Source organism: Enterococcus sp. DIV0213h (assembly GCF_051711285.1).
Lineage (GTDB): Bacteria > Bacillota > Bacilli > Lactobacillales > Enterococcaceae > Enterococcus_D > Enterococcus_D casseliflavus.
The window spans coordinates 663,218-678,448 of the sequence record NZ_JBIOMH010000001.1 but is presented as its reverse complement, the minus strand read 5'-3'; the positions used below and the strand labels follow the sequence as shown (position 1 = coordinate 678,448).

The following is a 15,231-nucleotide window of genomic DNA, read 5'->3' as shown; positions in this document are numbered from 1 at the left end:
TGACTACATAGAATTATAAGTTAGAACAATCTCCTATTTCTTTTTCAGTACGCTTGTAAACACACCGCCTACCATGATTGCGCCTAGAATCACCAGCCATGCAGCCCGTTGCTCATTCGTTTGAGGAAGAGCCTTTACTTTTTCTTGACTGGAAGATTTCGTGACTTCGCTACCAGCACTCGTGTCAGTGGATTGGCTCTCATGGGAATTTCCTAGCGTGGCACCGTCACTGTTTGTGGTCGTTGTACTTGGTTCCGTCGTGCTTGGTTCCGTGGTACTTGGTTCCGTGGTACTTGGCTCCGTAGTACTTGGTTCCGTCGTACTTGATTCGGTTGTACTTGATTCCGACGTACTTGGCTCCGTCGTGCTTGATCCTGTTGTACTTGATTCCGACGTACTTGGTTCCGTCGTGCTTGATTCTGTGGTACTTGATTCCGACGTACTTGGCTCCGTTGTACTTGGTTCCGTTGTACTTGGCTCCGTAGTACTTGGTTCCGTCGTGCTTGGCTCCGTGGTACTTGGTTCCGTTGTGCTTGGTTCTGTGGTGCTTGGTTCTGTGGTACTTGGTTCTGTGGTACTTGATTCCGACGTACTTGGCTCCGTTGTACTTGGTTCCGTTGTACTTGGCTCCGTAGTACTTGGCTCCGTGGTACTTGGTTCCGTTGTGCTTGGTTCTGTGGTGCTTGGTTCTGTGGTACTTGGTTCTGTGGTACTTGGCTCCGTCGTGCTTGATTCTGTTGTACTTGGTTCCGTCGTGCTTGGTTCGGTGGTACTTGGCTCCGTGATGCTTGATTCCGTCGTACTTGGTTCCGTTGTGCTTGGTTCGGTTTCTTTTTTTGTATTGGTGATTACAAGGGTATCTCCCTCAGTCGTCACACTGCTTTCGAAGCCGTCGGGGACATTGACTTCCTCAACCCAATACACGAAGTCTTCCCCTTGATTGTTGTATTTTGGTAAATCTGCCATTTGACCAGCAACGGGTAGTTTTGTGAATGATGCTTGAAAATCATTGGCTTTTTCAAGGGTCAAATGGTCTGACTGCTGCCAACTGTCTGCTGCCGTAGTAGTGGTTCTTTTGACTTGATAATCGATTTGATCGGGAATCTCAGCTGCTGAAACATTGACCCACTTTTTAAGAACCGCAAGGGAAACACTGGGTGCTTTGATGGAAGGAATTGGGAAATCTAATGCTTCATCACCGCTTGCTGGGGTTAAGGTCGTACGGCCATTGCACAACACCCACGTCTCTCCTTTAAAATCTGGGGCTTCCGTATTCAGACGAACTTGGTAGGTCAACGTCAGTTTTTCATTTTCACCTAAAGCTACCCCACTGACCGTAATGGTCTGATTCTTTTCAGAAACGGTTACTCCAGTTGCAACTTCCTGCGCCTCGACCCACTCTCCTTGCGCATTTTTGCGCCACCCGACTAACTGATACTGATCGGCATCAAACTTGCCAGATCCTTGCAAAAGAATGCCCTCGCCCATCGGATCTGTAATCGTCCCATCAGGGATCGTTTTATCGATATGATTCGCGATTTCCGTCAATGCTGAACCCAATCCACTCAGGTTTTCATCCGTCGTTAAGTAATTGCTTGGTGCAGACGCCAGATTACGCCCAATGTACTCCCCTCGTGCGGAAGGCGCCGTTGCTACCGAATAATAGGTAAAACCAGATTTTTTAAGCGCGACGATCGTGCCAAGGGTTTCGTCTGTCACCACCGTACTGCTAACAGGAATGGCTTGCGGATCTGACGGATTTTTACTTGTCGTATGGTAAGCAGTAGCCGATGTTTGAAATGACTCGACATAGCTTTCCGTGTGATAGCCATTGTAATCGCGGATTGCGCCAGTATTTTGATAAACTGTTGCATCATCTGCTGGCAAATAACTACGATTGGCACTGTCATCACCAATATGGATAAACAGCTTTTCCGCTTCTGGTCGACTTTCTTCCAGTAATAGCTGTTGGCCTGCCAGCAAGCCCTTTTGCATGAAGGTTCCAGAATGGGATTCGGCCGTCTCCCGCAGAAATTGTTCTAAGTAGGCGATATCGGTAGAAAAACCGTTGGTGGTGTAGATTTCCCGATTGTAGGCAACGATCCCGATCCGAATGGAACCATTCGCCAGCGAATCAGCCAATTCATTTCCAAACTGCTGCAGCCCCAACAAGGCATTGGTCAATTTTTCTCCCGTCATAGAGGAAGAATAATCGATCACCATGACCAGATCAACAGGGGTACTGGTCTGATTGCCTTTGACAGCTAACGTTACATCAAATAGTCCTTGACCCGCTGCTTCTTTGACACTCTTTTTCAGATACGCTTCATCTGCATAATTGACATAGTTCTCTTCATCAAAAGCAACCCCCGGCGCCTGTCCATACTTGTAATTGTACGTATCTCCTTGCGCCGTTCCATTTGTCAAATACTGCCCGGTCGCATCGGTTTGATAGTCAAAATCATACGTGGTGGTTTCACTGTTTACAGTTAGACTGCCTATAAGAAACCCCATCAACAACAGGAAAAAAATCCCTGCATGCTTTTGCCAACCTCTTTTGTGTTTCATCGCTTTCGCTCCTTTATTTCCGCACTGCTTTCCTCACAAAAATCCTTGAGTAATGAGGAAAGCGAGTCTTTATCAGAAAACAGTATAGAAGGTTTTGCTGCGAAAAGGAGACAAAAAAATGCCGATTTCATTTGCAAAAAAATCACGTTTTTTGTGCTATCATAAGAGAATCGAGTACATAGAGAAACCTTTAGAACGGAGCTTGGATTATGGAACGCTTTTATCCATTTTTTGGACACACCCTCAAGAGAGATATCGACTTGCTGCGGTTTTTGTATCTTCAAAAACGCTTTGTTCCCATTGAAGAGATCAGTCAAGCGTTGGCTTTGGATCGCCGCTCCATCCAAAAAAGCTTCGACACTTTAAGCAAACGCTCGCTTTCCTTGCAAGACGATCCCTCACCGCTTTTGGTTGCCAAACACGGCTTGGGGTTATCCTTTATTGGGACGAAGCGAGACTACAAGCGATTGAGTCGGCAGTTGCTGGAAGCAAATCCCTTTTTTTATTTGCTGGAAACTCTTTTGCTGCAAAATGAGATCAATTTGATCCAATTCGCCGCTGATCATTACTTCTCCGAATCAACCGTTCGCAAACGAATCTATGCGTTGCAAAAACTGCTTGCTCCATTGGGATTTCAGCTGCAAAAGCAAAAAGGGACGGTTCGACTCGTAGGCAGTGAAGCCCGTATCCGCTACTTTATGATGGTCTTCTTTTGGCGAACATTTGCTGGTCTGCATTGGCCCTTTACTGGTCTTTCCCAGAAAAAATGTGAAACCATCGCTCAAGACTTTTACCAAAACAACCAGATTCCCTTTAACCCGATCGAATTGAAAATGACCACGTACATTTTGGCCGTCACTATTTTGCGGTTTCGCAAAGGACAACGGATTTCGCCAGAAGCAGTGGCGATCAAACCGCCCTTGATTGGGTCAGATCTTTCCCTGTTTCACCCTCTGATTGATGAAGAGACCGCTATTTACAGCCATTTATCGTCAGAACTAGCGGAACACTTCTTTCTTGATGCAAATGAATGCCGCTTTTGTTTTCTATGGCTGGCATCCAATCTCGATCGAACGTTTGCCGATGCGCAACTGGACGCTGCGTTTTCCCCAAAAAAACCAACGACCAGCATCCAAAAACTGCTCTTGTCGATGACCGCTTTCGCACCAAAATCCAAGTTGACCCGTCCTTGCAAAAGTAGGATCGTGAATACCCTCTTGAATGGGCTTTTAACGATCGAATTGTTTGGGCCAGTCGACCATACATTAGCTGGCTATAATACTGCACAGTTTTTAACCGAACATTTTCCTGATTTACAAAAGCAAGCCGAAAAGCTAGTGACGAAAACTTCGTTCTACCAAGCAGATCCGCTGAAACGCAGTGGCTTTTCTCTTTATGTCGCTACGGCGTGGACGTTGATTTTGCCGCCAGCTGATTTTCAGCAAAAAATCAAGATCAAACTGGAAACAGACTTGCCGCTGGCGATTTCACTGACCATCAGAGAACTGATCAAAGCGCCATTTCAAGGGTTCTACAACCTTGATATTCGTGATCAGTTTGCCGACGACGACTACGATCTCTGTCTAAGCACCACTCCATTGTCTGAAACCTTTGAAAAAGGACTCGTCCTGTTGATCAATGCGCAAGTCACCGTCCCTGATTTGCTAGCGATTCATCAGGCGATTGAAACGTTAGATAAATAAAGGATAAAAAAAACCGCACTTGGCTGAATGACAAGTGCGGCCAATCTATTCTTAAAAATACTCCCTAACTTCCCATTCCCTATTGCTTCACTTGGATCACTTCACAGAGGGCACTTTTTAGTTTGAGGATGTAATCGATAAATCACTCGCTCCCAGTCTTTCTTCGTTGGTATGCTACTTAACAAGATATAATCATCCGTCAAACCATAATCCAGGACATAGGGGCGATAATTTGTGACGATCAAAACCTTCTGGTCCGCTTTTAATCGTTCTTCTGTTAATTCGTGCAATGAAAGAAAAATGACTTGATACTTGTTTGCAAAGAGCCGAATTGCTTGTAGTCGAATCATTTGAACGACCATTGAGTCCCCTTCTATAAGAAATAAAATATTTTTTTTTGGTTGATAATAGTCGAGCAGTAAGTCACTTACCGTTGTAAAACTGATAGCAATATCTTCCATAAATTCTGTTGCAAAAGCTAACTCTTCTTTGTACTTTTCCAAAAATGCTTTATTTTTGTAGTAGGACTCTTGATGGTATGTTTTTATTGAGGTGACTTCTTCAGCTTGTCGCTTGTTCAAAGATGGACAAATCACTTCATTGAGTTTTCTAGACACCAGAAAGGAGGTTAAATAATCTTCTAGCAGTGACTGATCCCAGCCCTTAAATTCCACACCAGCAAAATATGCTTTTGCGATTGGCTTTACTTCTGGCCAGAAATTAAATCGAGCTAGAAAAGTTTTTTCTCGATCGTATTGATTGATTGTTCGCGTACATATAATCATGTAGTGAAGCCAAGCAAGTTCTTCTTTGGGTAAAGATACCCCATACTCTTTGAAAATAACTTCTTTTAGAATCTCAAGCAATTTAAAATCATTTTCTTGATAGACAAGCTCTTTTGCCCATTCAGGAATCGAAACATAGTGCTCTTTTTGCGCCCGTACAATCGTTATATACAGCAACGAATAAAAAGCTGAGATCGTCAAACCAGTCCCTACTTCATATTTTCCCAATTTATCAGAAAGTCGCTTGAGAATCATATGATGCAGACCTTCTGGTGGTCTGATCGTATAAGGGGTAGGCTCACCTACATAGTAAAAATCAAAAAAGAATTTACGAATACTTGCTTCATCGCCTACCAAAGTAACCGGTGTGAAACTTAGAGAAAGTCCATACTCTTTTAAGGCTGGTTGCACACGTGCAATAAACCGCCGTAAAGTTGTTTCCGCATAATTGTATCGATAAGCCAATTCATTCAGATCAACTACTTCTCCATAAAAAATATTCCCAATGATCTCAAATAAAATTTCCTGATTTAATAGCTGCTCTTTTTTTTCTTTAAAAAGAACACGATTTCGTTCTTCGAAATGAAATCCGCTATTGCTTGATACCAATTCAATGCATTCGCCAAAATGCTCTTTGATCAAGCGTATGTCTTTCACCAATGTCCGCTGAGAAATAGCCAATCGCTCAGAAAGAACCCCAACTTTAAAAACTTGTTCTCGTTCAATAATCGTTAATATTTGCATCCAACGCTTTGTACTCGGGCTTGTAATAAAAGACATCTGAAGTTCCCTCATGCCATCTCTTCACTCATTTCCTTTTCTGACTTGGCTCTATTCATTCTACCATACAACAGAAACCCCTTTCTTCGCTACGTCAAATGAACTTCTTTCTGAAAACATAAGATGTGGCACGAAACATCCATTGTTAGAAAAGTTCGCTTTCGCTTTTTTGAACTTGCTGCGGGCTTTCTTTCAATCCGTAGCAAGACAAGCACCATTCTTTTCCTGGATCAAATGATGGCACTGCGACACGCGACAAATAAGAAAAGTGCTGACCTCCATGTACACATACAACCTTTTGCCTGTGCGCAGCAGATTTTCTATTACAGATTCAAATAAAAAAGCTTAACACCTCGTAGATGTTAAGCAGAATCAGCTATCATTCTATGTTTGTTCAATACTCGGTGCCCGATTTTCATTTGATATTCTTCTCTGGCTCCAAGTTAAAACGTCACAACCGCTTTGACCAATGGATCATCTTCTAACGTTTGGCGTTCTAGCGCCTCTTGCAGTTTTTCTAATGGGTATTCATCCGTGATATATTTTGTGGGATCGATCATGCCACTAGCAATCAAGTCGATCGTTTCTTCAAACTCTTGGCGGGTGCATGAAACACTGCCGATGAGCTTGATTTCTTGCAAGACCAACCGATTTAATGAAAAAGGAATTTCGGGAGCAACGGAATTTCCGATCGCCACGATCGTTGCACCAGGACGAGCAGCCTCAATGCATGTCGCTAAGGAACTGCTGGAACCGACCGCTTCAAAAATCAAATCGAACCCACCAGCAGACGCGTCTTTCAATACTTCCCCACGGTTTGGATCCTTGGCATCAAAGTAATCGTCAAAGATTCCCACTTCCTTAGCTTTCTCAATTTTTGTATCGTTGATTTTGGACATGGCCACATAAGAAGCCCCAGCTTTTTTTGCCAATTCGCCAATCAATTGCCCAATGATCCCACTCCCAGAAACCAAGACTTTGTCATTTAACTTGATGTTGGATTTGCGGACGGCATGATAGGCAACCATCAAAGGATCAATCAAGCTAGCCGCTGTATCTGAAACTGTATCTGGCAATTTATAAGCATTGGACGCTTTTCCGACAAACCGTTCGGCATAGGCGCCATTGCAGACAAAGCCGATATAATTGGTGCCATTTACTTCCCGACACAAATGCTCTTGCCCTTTTTGGCACATATCACATTTCCCACAATAAAGGTTGGCCCAAAAAGCGACGCGATCGCCGATTTTAAAGGAACTATCGCCTGCATCCGTCACGACACCGCAAAATTCGTGACCCATGATAAAATCGGACTCCCCTGTTTTGCCCCAACCTTTCCCTGCTTGCCACATATGCACGTCACTGCCGCAGACGCCGCACGCTGAAACTTGGATCTCGATCAGTCCTTCTTCCACTTTCGGCACAGGGACTTGTTTGACCTCGATTGTTTCTGGTCCTTTTAATACAGCAGCTTTCATGGTTTTTTCTGTCATTTCTGTTTCCTCCTCATTGCTTTTTCCTTTGCTTACTGTCATACTAACATTAAAGTTAACTTTAAAGTCAATGTTAAGGAGTGAAAAAAATGACCTATACAATATCCCAAGTTGCGAAAGCCTTAAATATCCCTACATCAACTATCCGCTATTATGACAAAGAAGGCCTTTTGCCGACGTTGGCGCGCAAAGAATCTGGCTACCGTTTGTTTTCAGATACCGAAATTGAGATGCTGGAATTGATCGAATGTCTGAAGGAAACAGGCATGACCATTAAAGAGATCAAAGATTATGCACAATTGACACGCCTTGGTGATGACTCGCTGCAAGAACGCCATAAAATGTTTCTTGAACAAAAAAAAGCGCTGCAAGCGCAGATAGACGCTTTGCAGCAATCGATGGCGTTGATCGACCATAAGTGCTGGTATTATGAATCAGCGATCGCAGCCGGTACAGAACAAATCCATTTCCCAATCAAAATGTCATTGAGAAACAAAGAGAAGTTTCAAGCGCTCACCGCCCAAAGCGAAGATCGCTAACGTTATGTATCGTTCACAGGACTATCTGCCTGCTTCTAGTGAACCGAAGCAAACCTACTCTTGGTACTTTTCAAATACTTGCTTGTCTGCTAGTGAATAGACTTGTTCATACAAATAATCAAAGAGGGTATTCATGTTTTCTTTCGTATCGCTCACTTCATCAAGGATCTCTTTTGCCGTACGATGAGCGATATTCAAGCGCATTTCAGCGTTGTAGATCATCCGTTCTGCTTCAACCTGCGCTTCTTCAAGCGTTCGATCTGCTTTCTTTCTAGCAAATAGCAAAATATCCCGCATTTCCGCTTGAAACTGCTGATTTTCTTTTTGTAACTCTTGGTTTTCTTTTTGCAGCTCATTGACTGTTTTGCGAAGCGCAGCGGCTTCTTCTTCCTGAACACCTCGAGCCTGCTCCTCCAGCTGTGCTTCTTTTTCAGCGAGTTGGTTCGCCAGATTTGTGATGACTTCTTCTTTTTGGAGCAGCAGCTGTTTTTGTTCTTGGGCTTTGCTTTCATACCATTGTTTTTCTCTCGCCCAATCCAAGCGTTCAAAAATCGCTTTTTCTTTCACTTGCTGGATATCCGATTGTGAGCGATGCAAGGCTTCTGCATGGAGCCGTTTTTCAAGTTCGGTGATTCTCGTACGTGCCAATGCTAACTCTTGATGGGTTTGTTCAAAGCTCATATCTGCTGGTAGATCAGGCGCCAGCTCCAACTGCTCCTTGTTGGCTTCCGCGCTAAACTCTTCAAAGGAGCGTTTTTCTTGATAGCCATGTAAGGGAACATTGACGGTGTCATTGCGCTTTTTGGTGCTTTTACGCTTTTTCTTCCCTTTACTGCTTGTCGGATGTGGCATGCCCGTTTCTGACGACCAGGATTGCGCAGAGTGCTTAGGCGATCCTTCTGGCGCTGATCGTTCCTCTAGCCCTGCTTGTGCGGAGGGAGACGGTGCCAGCGCCTGCCCGCTTCGTTGCCCCTGCTTTTTGCCTTTTTGGGGTTTACTACTGGTATCCGTTATCCCTTGATCGTTACTCGTAGCCTTCTTTTTTGAGGTATCGGCGATCGTTTCTTTCGCTGGTCCACTGACAACAGCTGCCTCAGCAGATCCGTTTTCTTTCTCATACGTTTCTTCAAATCCTTTTAATTCTTTCAATGATACTTGGTTCATTTCATCGAATAGCGTCTGAGCAGAAAACCACCCACGCCCCTTCTTCTTACTCATCCCATGAATCCCTCCCTTTCATCAATAACTCTTTTGATTGTTTCTTTCTAAGCGCCCGTGTCTGAAGCTTGAGCAAGCTCTTTTCGGTTGAGTACTTGCCACTGTCCCTGGGCATCGCGGACGATCGTTTGTTCAAATGACGTATCGGGCGTATCTGCTACTTGTAAAACGAAATGGCACCGTTGCACGCCTTGTGCCTGTGATAGATCATCGATGATTCGTTCCAAGTTGGCCTCCCAAGTGGAAAAATCGGCAACCGAGTGCAAATGACTGGCACTCGTTAAGGTGATTTCTTGCAGCGGTTGATCAATATGGATCAGCACGACTGTCGGTCCTAAAAAGGGCGTCACTTGCGTCCCAAATTCTTCTTCTAGCTGAAAACGTGCTTCTCGATCATCCGCCATCAGCAGCGTCTGCCAAGCAAGGCTTTCAAAAGGGAGACCCGCAGACGGGTACACCGATAACGGTCGTTGCATCCCTTCCATCTGTTCTTTTTGTAAATGTAAGATTTCCTGTTTCAGCTGCTGGCTTTCCTTTTCAATCCTACGAACTTGTGTCTGTAAGGAAAAATGGGGAAAGGTAAAAAGCAGCAGACTTAAAAGAAACAGACCACTGACCATCAGCAACGCTAACGGATGTTCATTACGAATCTTATGCTTAAAAAAAGCCAGTTTTCTTTTTTCCAACTCCGTCATGTTTGTTTGCCGCTCAAGCCTTCGAACAAAGATTTCGAGGTATCCCCGTTGAGCAAGTACCCCGATCGCCACAAAACAAAGCAACAGTATACTGCCATAAACCATCTTCACGGACATCCCCCTTTCCAGCTTTCGGTCTCTAAATAAGTCTCGATTTTCAATCCGACACGCTGACTGACCTCGTTGAACCCTTAAAATAAATTCAAGACGATTCCACGAAGCGCCTCGCTCGTCACCATCCCAAATTCACGACTATCGATCGAGTGCATGATCGCATCCCCGACGACGAAATACTCACCTGGTTGCAAGATGCCTCCGATTGGCAGTTCCCTCGCCGTTTCTTGCGTCAGCGTAAAAGTATAGGAAAAATCATAATAGGAACCCGAGGCACCCAATAGCAAGCGATTGCCACTGCGAGCATAAGAATCGCCAGGAACCCCGATCACTCGTTTTACGATCAGCCGCCCTTCATGCTCAAAAGCCACGAGATCATAGCGATGGGGCAGCTGATTCTTTTGAATAAGGACTAACTCGTTGTTTTGAATGATGGGGACCATCGACTCACCGCTGACCCGAGCAATTTTGTAGTTTGAAAAGAAAAAGAACAGCAGCAGTAGCAGACAACCTATTCCCAACACACGAAGTGCCCATTGCTTTTGGAATCGACCCATGATACCTGTTGCTCCTCTACCATAATTTTACGTCGTACGTAGCCTTTGACTGATTACACCGTTGACTCTACCGCTTTTAGCGAACAGCAGACGCTGCTGGAAGCTCTTCACTAGGAACAGAGCCGTCACATGAACCAAGAAAATCGGCTAATATTGCCTTGCCGAGGCGTTCGATGGAGTTTGGCTCAATCGGTCGTTCCAACCGATAGATGGGCTGTTCCAATTCCAGCAAAAAGAGCGGTTGATCGGTGACCAACACCTGGCGGGCGGTGAAAATCGACAGCTCACTCGTAGCCTCGACGATCACATCCACTCCTTGTGCAACCAGCCAATCCCTCAGACGTTGCTTGATCCAGCCTTTGATTTTCTCATTTCCACTCAAATGATAGGTGATCATCAGCTGTTTGTTTTTTAACTGCTGCTTGTTTAAATACGTCTCCCCCAATGTCACCAAGTAGCGAGAAGCAGCGCTAGAAAGTGCCGTAGACTTTCCAATACCAGACACTGCTGGCTTTTGACGATCCCGCTGTAATGGAGGGGGCACATGGAAGAGTCGATCCAGTAACATGACTGCTAACGTCACTTGCACGAATACGCGGTCTTCTCTCAATGTCTCTGCTTGCTTAGGAAACGTCTCTCGCAAACTATCGCTTGGATCAAACGGCACCGTTTCTTCGACCCAAGGATGTTTCAATAAAAACGAAAGTACCCCTTCATCTGCCATCATCAAAAACAATAGGACACACCGTTCTTGCTGCGACAAGGACTTGCAGACCTCCAAGCCTTCGATGACAAAGCCCGTTTTTTCTAGAAACAACCGACAAAAGTCAGCCATTTCCCAATTTTCCTCCAAGCGCCCACCTTGTTGCGCCCGCAAAAGAAAGACCTTCATCCACTGTAGCGAAACCACTGGATCGATCGGCAAGGAGGGACGATACCGCAGTGTCAACGTTTCAGCCAGCTGCTCAAAGAGTTGGTGGGGCTGTTCCTCTTCCTCAAAATAAAAGGCTTTATAAAAATACCGTATATTTCCTTCTGCCCCTTCTAGGCACCACTGCTTTTTATTCAAAGTCAGCTCATAAGCAGCGAACAAGGTCTGAAGCTGGCGGCATTGTTTCAAAAAAGTTTGATTGCCTAACCCGGTGATGGCAGCCAGTTTTTCAGGTATCGCCGTTTCTTGCTGACACAAGAAATGCAGAAACAACAGATTTGGGTCATCCGCCAGCAATGCTCGCTTTTTTTCCTGATACTCTGCCAATTCTTGGATCACCAATTCATAGCCATTGCTGGCAGATGCGAGGATCGTCGAAGCCCCAAACCGTTGACGTAGTTCCTCAATGTCTGAAATAATCGTCCGCCGTGAAGCGCCGCACGCTTGTGCCAGCTGCTGCCCACTTAAATGACCGTAACATTCCAACTGCCGCAAAATCGTCAGCTGCCGTTTGCGCGTCATTGAAAATAAACTGTTCATCAATAAAGACGGCTTGTTTCTCATCGTTTCACCTCCCCATACATCTGAAAGAAGAGAAGCTGCAGGCAATTTCCAGCAGCTTCTGCTTGATTCTTATTAAAACCTCGTTTTTCTGCACTCACATAATGGTATCAACGGTTTCCATCGGAACAACGCTGCCTCCCTTTTGCTTTCACTACTCCTCTCACCAGTAGATCGATGGTCGCTAGCAGCAAAGCTCGGGTATTGCTGTCTGCCTGTCTGATTTTTTAAGAACGACTAAAAAAGCGTAATGGAACTGCAGCTACCGCTTGCCTTTTCGCCATGAAGGAAACATCTCCAGCTAAGCAAGACAAGGAAATACAAAACCTTTCTATCTTATGTGACAGCTCGTTTTTCTGTGTCTTTTCTTCTATTGCTCACTGTTTTCCTTAGCCTTTTTTTTCTTGTTAATGATTAAAACAACGACGATGATCAGCAACAAAACAAGTGCGGCGATTCCGCCAATCAGCCACCAATTTGTTTCTGGTTCCAATGTCACGTCTTCCTCATTCAAACGACGGGCATCAGCAGCCGCAATCGTAAAGGGTTCTTCCCAATGCCACTCCTCCCCTTGTGAACGGGCCGTCATAGTCAGGACATAGTCTCCTGGACGGAAACGCTCGCCATTTAGAGGGATCGGAAAATCCATATGGGAATTTGGTGCCATCTGCATGCTTGTGCGCTGTGTTTCATACAAGACGGTGTCGCTGCCGCTGGCACGAACCTCGGCATCAATTTCAATGTGGTTGACGAAAGTCGGGGTGTAATTTTGAATTTTGGCACTGATCACGTTCCGATAATTGACTTGACTGGCAAAAACTTCCAGCAATTCAAGTCCCGGATCCGTTGACGAGCGGTTATTGCTTACGACGACTCCTAAAATAAAGGCAAACTCATTACGAATCCCGATTCCTTCTGTTTCCGCCTCCGCTGCCGCTGCATCGCGGACCTCTTCTACTCGGATCGATCCTGCCAGTACCCCTTCAAATTCTTCCTCAGGCATCGTCAGAGGAAGGGTAAGGATCTGTTCCTCCTGGGCTTCTAAGGTGATGACCCCAGGTGCTTCAATCAATTCGGCAATCGAGGCAGGCAATGTCGGGTCAGGATATTCGGCATCACGACCGTATTCTACTACCCCGTTGACATTGGTGAAAGCAGTATGAGCCGATACTTCGACGTCGATGGTTTCTTCCGATGTATTTTGGATGCGTAACTGCAATTCCTCTTGTTCCCCTGCGCCTAAATTCAGATCAAAATAGCCGCTGGCACCGCCTTCTATCTGGCTGTCAGGGAAAATCGGGGTGACAAAAAAATTCAACTCTGATTCTATGTCATCATTTGCTCGTACTGGTGTCGGCAAAGTAATCAATGAGCAAAGCACGATCATTGCAGTCAAAAGCCGCAGCCAGCGTTGGTTTGTTGGTTGTTCGATCACTGTTGGTTCTCCTTCCAAAAAAAGGCAGGAATAACGGTCTACTCCTGCCAGTTGTTTCACATTATTGTTGCGTTGCTTTAAAGATTAGTCTTCTTGATTTGAATCGTTGTCCTCTTCACCGCCGCCATTTTCATCGCCACCATTTTCACCATCTTCACCTACTGTGGTAGATAGTAACCAAGTCAAGGTTGCTTCATAGGTGTCTTGTTGTGGAGTCGCAGCTGATGGAAGATGCAGCTGAATACGATCATTCAGAATCGTTCCGGTAGTCCCTTCAGTCTCATACTGCTTCATCAAATCATCTTGGTCTCCCCAGAAGACAGAGGAGCGTCCTTGTCCTTGATTGGCTCCTGCGGTCATGACTGGAATGCTCGATGCTAAATCCGTATCAGCATTTAAAATCACACGATCGCCATTAGTTACTGGTGCTACAGGCGCTTCGTCAGCAGGTCCAGTTCCATCATTGTGTTTGATTTGCGGATCAATGAAGTGAAGCTGGGCGCCGTATAGAACATCCTCTGTAGTTTTACCGATAAACTCTGATAAAGCAAGACTTAACGTCCAATCTGCCGCACTGTTTCCTCGTGTATCACTGACTTGGGCGAAGGAAACGTAAGGAACTTCGCCTGTAAGGTTATTATCAACTGCAAGAGGATGTTCTTCATCTACTTTTTGCATTTCAGCAATCACAGAATATTCAGCTGAAGATGATGTAATGGCTTGTTGACCAAAATCGAACATTTCTGGCACGTAAACGATCGTTAATGGACCTTTTACTGGAAGCGGATCAATGATAACTGGTGGGTATTCAAGTGGATTTTCAACGTCATCAACGTCTTCTTCCCCTTCGATAAAGTTAACCTCATTTGGTGTCTCTACTTCAAAAAGGGGTGTTTTTGGTTCATTATTTTCTTCCTCATCTGCTACTACTTGTACGCCGCCTGCGAAGATCGTAGAGGTCAGTGCAGCGACTGTTGCTAAGCGAATCCATTTCATTTTTATTCCTTCTTTCTTTTAAATTAGTTTGTTTCATCGGCTTGTGCCGTTGGAACTGTTTCTCCTGATTGGGGGGTGGTGGTGCTCAATTGCCATGTCAATGTCGCCACATACAGGGCTGCATCTTTGGCGGTGGCTCCCGGGACGAACAACTGGATCGCCTCATTGCGAACCACCGGCGCTTGGTCTTGGTATTGTGCATTCAGCTCATCTTGATCGCCCCAAACGACGGATGAAGTGCCTGCCCCTTTGCCCGCATCGGCGGTCAGAACGGCTTGTGCCGCCCCATTGGCATCCAAACGCAAGCCCGCTTCATGGGCACTCGGTGCATTCTCTTGGTTAAAGCTGATGTACTCGACTTCGCGTGAGGCAAAGATGATTTGCGCCCCTCGCAGTTCATTGTGCTGCGTCCCAGATTCAAACGCACTCAATGCTACCGTCAAACGCCAGCCAGCATTTGACCCGCGGGTATCTTGTACTTGGGCGAAAGAAACATAGGGCACTTTGTTTTCTTCCCCTTGGGTATCGGCTAGTTGTTGTTCTTCTGCCACCATCGAATAGACGGCATCTCGGTTGGAGATTTCTTGGGTACCAAAATCCAAAGTCGGCGCATAAGCGATCGTCAATGGCCCTGTTTGTCCCTCTGGTCCGATCGGCGGGATCACCACATCTGGTCCGTCTGGTCCTGGATCAGGGGGGATGACTTCCGTCGGGTCTCGGTCATTGGGCACAAAGCTGACTTGACCATCGGTTTCAGCGACTCTTAATTCAGCGGCGGTCCCTTGGAACCCGCCAATCAAAAGGGTTGCGGCAAGTACGGTACTCGTTGCAAATCGCAAAAATCTCATAAGATCAT

The 15,231-nt window shown here is 45.5% G+C and carries 12 protein-coding genes; 2 read left to right on the top strand and 10 right to left on the bottom strand.

Annotation, left to right across the window (positions count from 1 at the left end; all coding sequences use genetic code 11):
• Nucleotides 1-33 precede the first annotated feature (33 nt).
• Nucleotides 34-2,568, bottom strand: coding sequence for a VWA domain-containing protein (locus IGI77_RS03140; RefSeq protein ID WP_438769464.1), 2,535 nt, complete (start codon nucleotides 2,566-2,568; stop codon nucleotides 34-36).
• A 209-nt stretch (nucleotides 2,569-2,777) separates the two neighbouring features.
• Here IGI77_RS03140 and IGI77_RS03135 point away from each other — a divergent pair, with 209 nt between their 5' ends.
• A complete protein-coding gene (locus tag IGI77_RS03135; protein WP_438769463.1) occupies nucleotides 2,778-4,271 on the top strand; it encodes a helix-turn-helix domain-containing protein in 1,494 nt (497 codons plus the stop codon).
• 101 nt (nucleotides 4,272-4,372) lie between these two features.
• On the opposite strand, the gene IGI77_RS03130 is transcribed toward IGI77_RS03135, so the two are convergent.
• Both IGI77_RS03130 and IGI77_RS03125 read right to left on the bottom strand, forming a co-directional pair.
• Complete coding sequence (locus IGI77_RS03130) at nucleotides 4,373-5,851, bottom strand: helix-turn-helix domain-containing protein (RefSeq protein WP_438769462.1); 1,479 nt, start codon at nucleotides 5,849-5,851, stop codon at nucleotides 4,373-4,375.
• A 428-nt stretch (nucleotides 5,852-6,279) separates the two neighbouring features.
• Nucleotides 6,280-7,329 carry a zinc-dependent alcohol dehydrogenase gene (locus tag IGI77_RS03125; protein ID WP_438769461.1) on the bottom strand — a complete coding sequence of 350 codons (1,050 nt, stop codon included), beginning with the start codon at nucleotides 7,327-7,329 and terminating at the stop codon, nucleotides 6,280-6,282.
• Between the two features lie 89 nt (nucleotides 7,330-7,418).
• Between IGI77_RS03125 and IGI77_RS03120 the strand changes: the two genes are divergently transcribed.
• Entirely contained in the window at nucleotides 7,419-7,868 is a 450-nt protein-coding gene (locus IGI77_RS03120; RefSeq protein WP_015509014.1) for a MerR family transcriptional regulator, read from the top strand.
• A gap of 54 nt (nucleotides 7,869-7,922) precedes the next feature.
• On the opposite strand, the gene IGI77_RS03115 is transcribed toward IGI77_RS03120, so the two are convergent.
• From IGI77_RS03115 to IGI77_RS03085, 7 genes are all read right to left on the bottom strand, one after another.
• A complete protein-coding gene (locus IGI77_RS03115) occupies nucleotides 7,923-9,086 on the bottom strand; it encodes a hypothetical protein (protein ID WP_438769460.1) in 1,164 nt (387 codons plus the stop codon).
• Nucleotides 9,087-9,133: 47 nt separating this feature from the next.
• On the bottom strand, nucleotides 9,134-9,898 hold the full coding sequence (locus IGI77_RS03110; protein WP_438769458.1) for a hypothetical protein: 765 nt from the start codon (nucleotides 9,896-9,898) through the stop codon (nucleotides 9,134-9,136).
• Between the two features lie 74 nt (nucleotides 9,899-9,972).
• Nucleotides 9,973-10,452, bottom strand: a complete 480-nt coding sequence (gene lepB, locus IGI77_RS03105; protein ID WP_015509011.1) for a signal peptidase I — start codon at nucleotides 10,450-10,452, stop codon at nucleotides 9,973-9,975.
• A 76-nt stretch (nucleotides 10,453-10,528) separates the two neighbouring features.
• A complete protein-coding gene (locus tag IGI77_RS03100; RefSeq protein WP_438769457.1) occupies nucleotides 10,529-11,947 on the bottom strand; it encodes a helix-turn-helix domain-containing protein in 1,419 nt (472 codons plus the stop codon).
• Between the two features lie 367 nt (nucleotides 11,948-12,314).
• Nucleotides 12,315-13,379, bottom strand: coding sequence for a DUF916 and DUF3324 domain-containing protein (locus IGI77_RS03095; RefSeq protein ID WP_034857904.1), 1,065 nt, complete (start codon nucleotides 13,377-13,379; stop codon nucleotides 12,315-12,317).
• An 84-nt stretch (nucleotides 13,380-13,463) separates the two neighbouring features.
• Nucleotides 13,464-14,375, bottom strand: coding sequence for a WxL domain-containing protein (locus IGI77_RS03090; protein WP_438769456.1), 912 nt, complete (start codon nucleotides 14,373-14,375; stop codon nucleotides 13,464-13,466).
• Between the two features lie 23 nt (nucleotides 14,376-14,398).
• The gene (locus IGI77_RS03085; RefSeq protein ID WP_438769455.1) at nucleotides 14,399-15,223 is read right to left on the bottom strand and encodes a WxL domain-containing protein; all 825 of its coding nucleotides are present in this window, start codon (nucleotides 15,221-15,223) and stop codon (nucleotides 14,399-14,401) included.
• Nucleotides 15,224-15,231 lie beyond the last annotated feature (8 nt).

Bases quoted from the DNA above. Each gene is read 5' to 3' on its own strand.
- IGI77_RS03115 (WP_438769460.1), bottom strand. From the start codon at position 9,086: ATGAGTAAGAAGAAGGGGCGTGGGTGGTTTTCTGCTCAGACGCTATTC.
- IGI77_RS03110 (WP_438769458.1), bottom strand. From the start codon at position 9,898: ATGTCCGTGAAGATGGTTTATGGCAGTATACTGTTGCTTTGTTTTGTG.
- IGI77_RS03125 (WP_438769461.1), bottom strand. From the start codon at position 7,329: ATGACAGAAAAAACCATGAAAGCTGCTGTATTAAAAGGACCAGAAACA.
- IGI77_RS03090 (WP_438769456.1), bottom strand. From the start codon at position 14,375: ATGAAATGGATTCGCTTAGCAACAGTCGCTGCACTGACCTCTACGATC.
- IGI77_RS03135 (WP_438769463.1), top strand. From the start codon at position 2,778: ATGGAACGCTTTTATCCATTTTTTGGACACACCCTCAAGAGAGATATC.
- IGI77_RS03120 (WP_015509014.1), top strand. From the start codon at position 7,419: ATGACCTATACAATATCCCAAGTTGCGAAAGCCTTAAATATCCCTACA.
- IGI77_RS03130 (WP_438769462.1), bottom strand. From the start codon at position 5,851: ATGAGGGAACTTCAGATGTCTTTTATTACAAGCCCGAGTACAAAGCGT.
- IGI77_RS03140 (WP_438769464.1), bottom strand. From the start codon at position 2,568: ATGAAACACAAAAGAGGTTGGCAAAAGCATGCAGGGATTTTTTTCCTG.
- IGI77_RS03100 (WP_438769457.1), bottom strand. From the start codon at position 11,947: ATGAGAAACAAGCCGTCTTTATTGATGAACAGTTTATTTTCAATGACG.
- lepB (WP_015509011.1), bottom strand. From the start codon at position 10,452: ATGGGTCGATTCCAAAAGCAATGGGCACTTCGTGTGTTGGGAATAGGT.
- IGI77_RS03085 (WP_438769455.1), bottom strand. From the start codon at position 15,223: ATGAGATTTTTGCGATTTGCAACGAGTACCGTACTTGCCGCAACCCTT.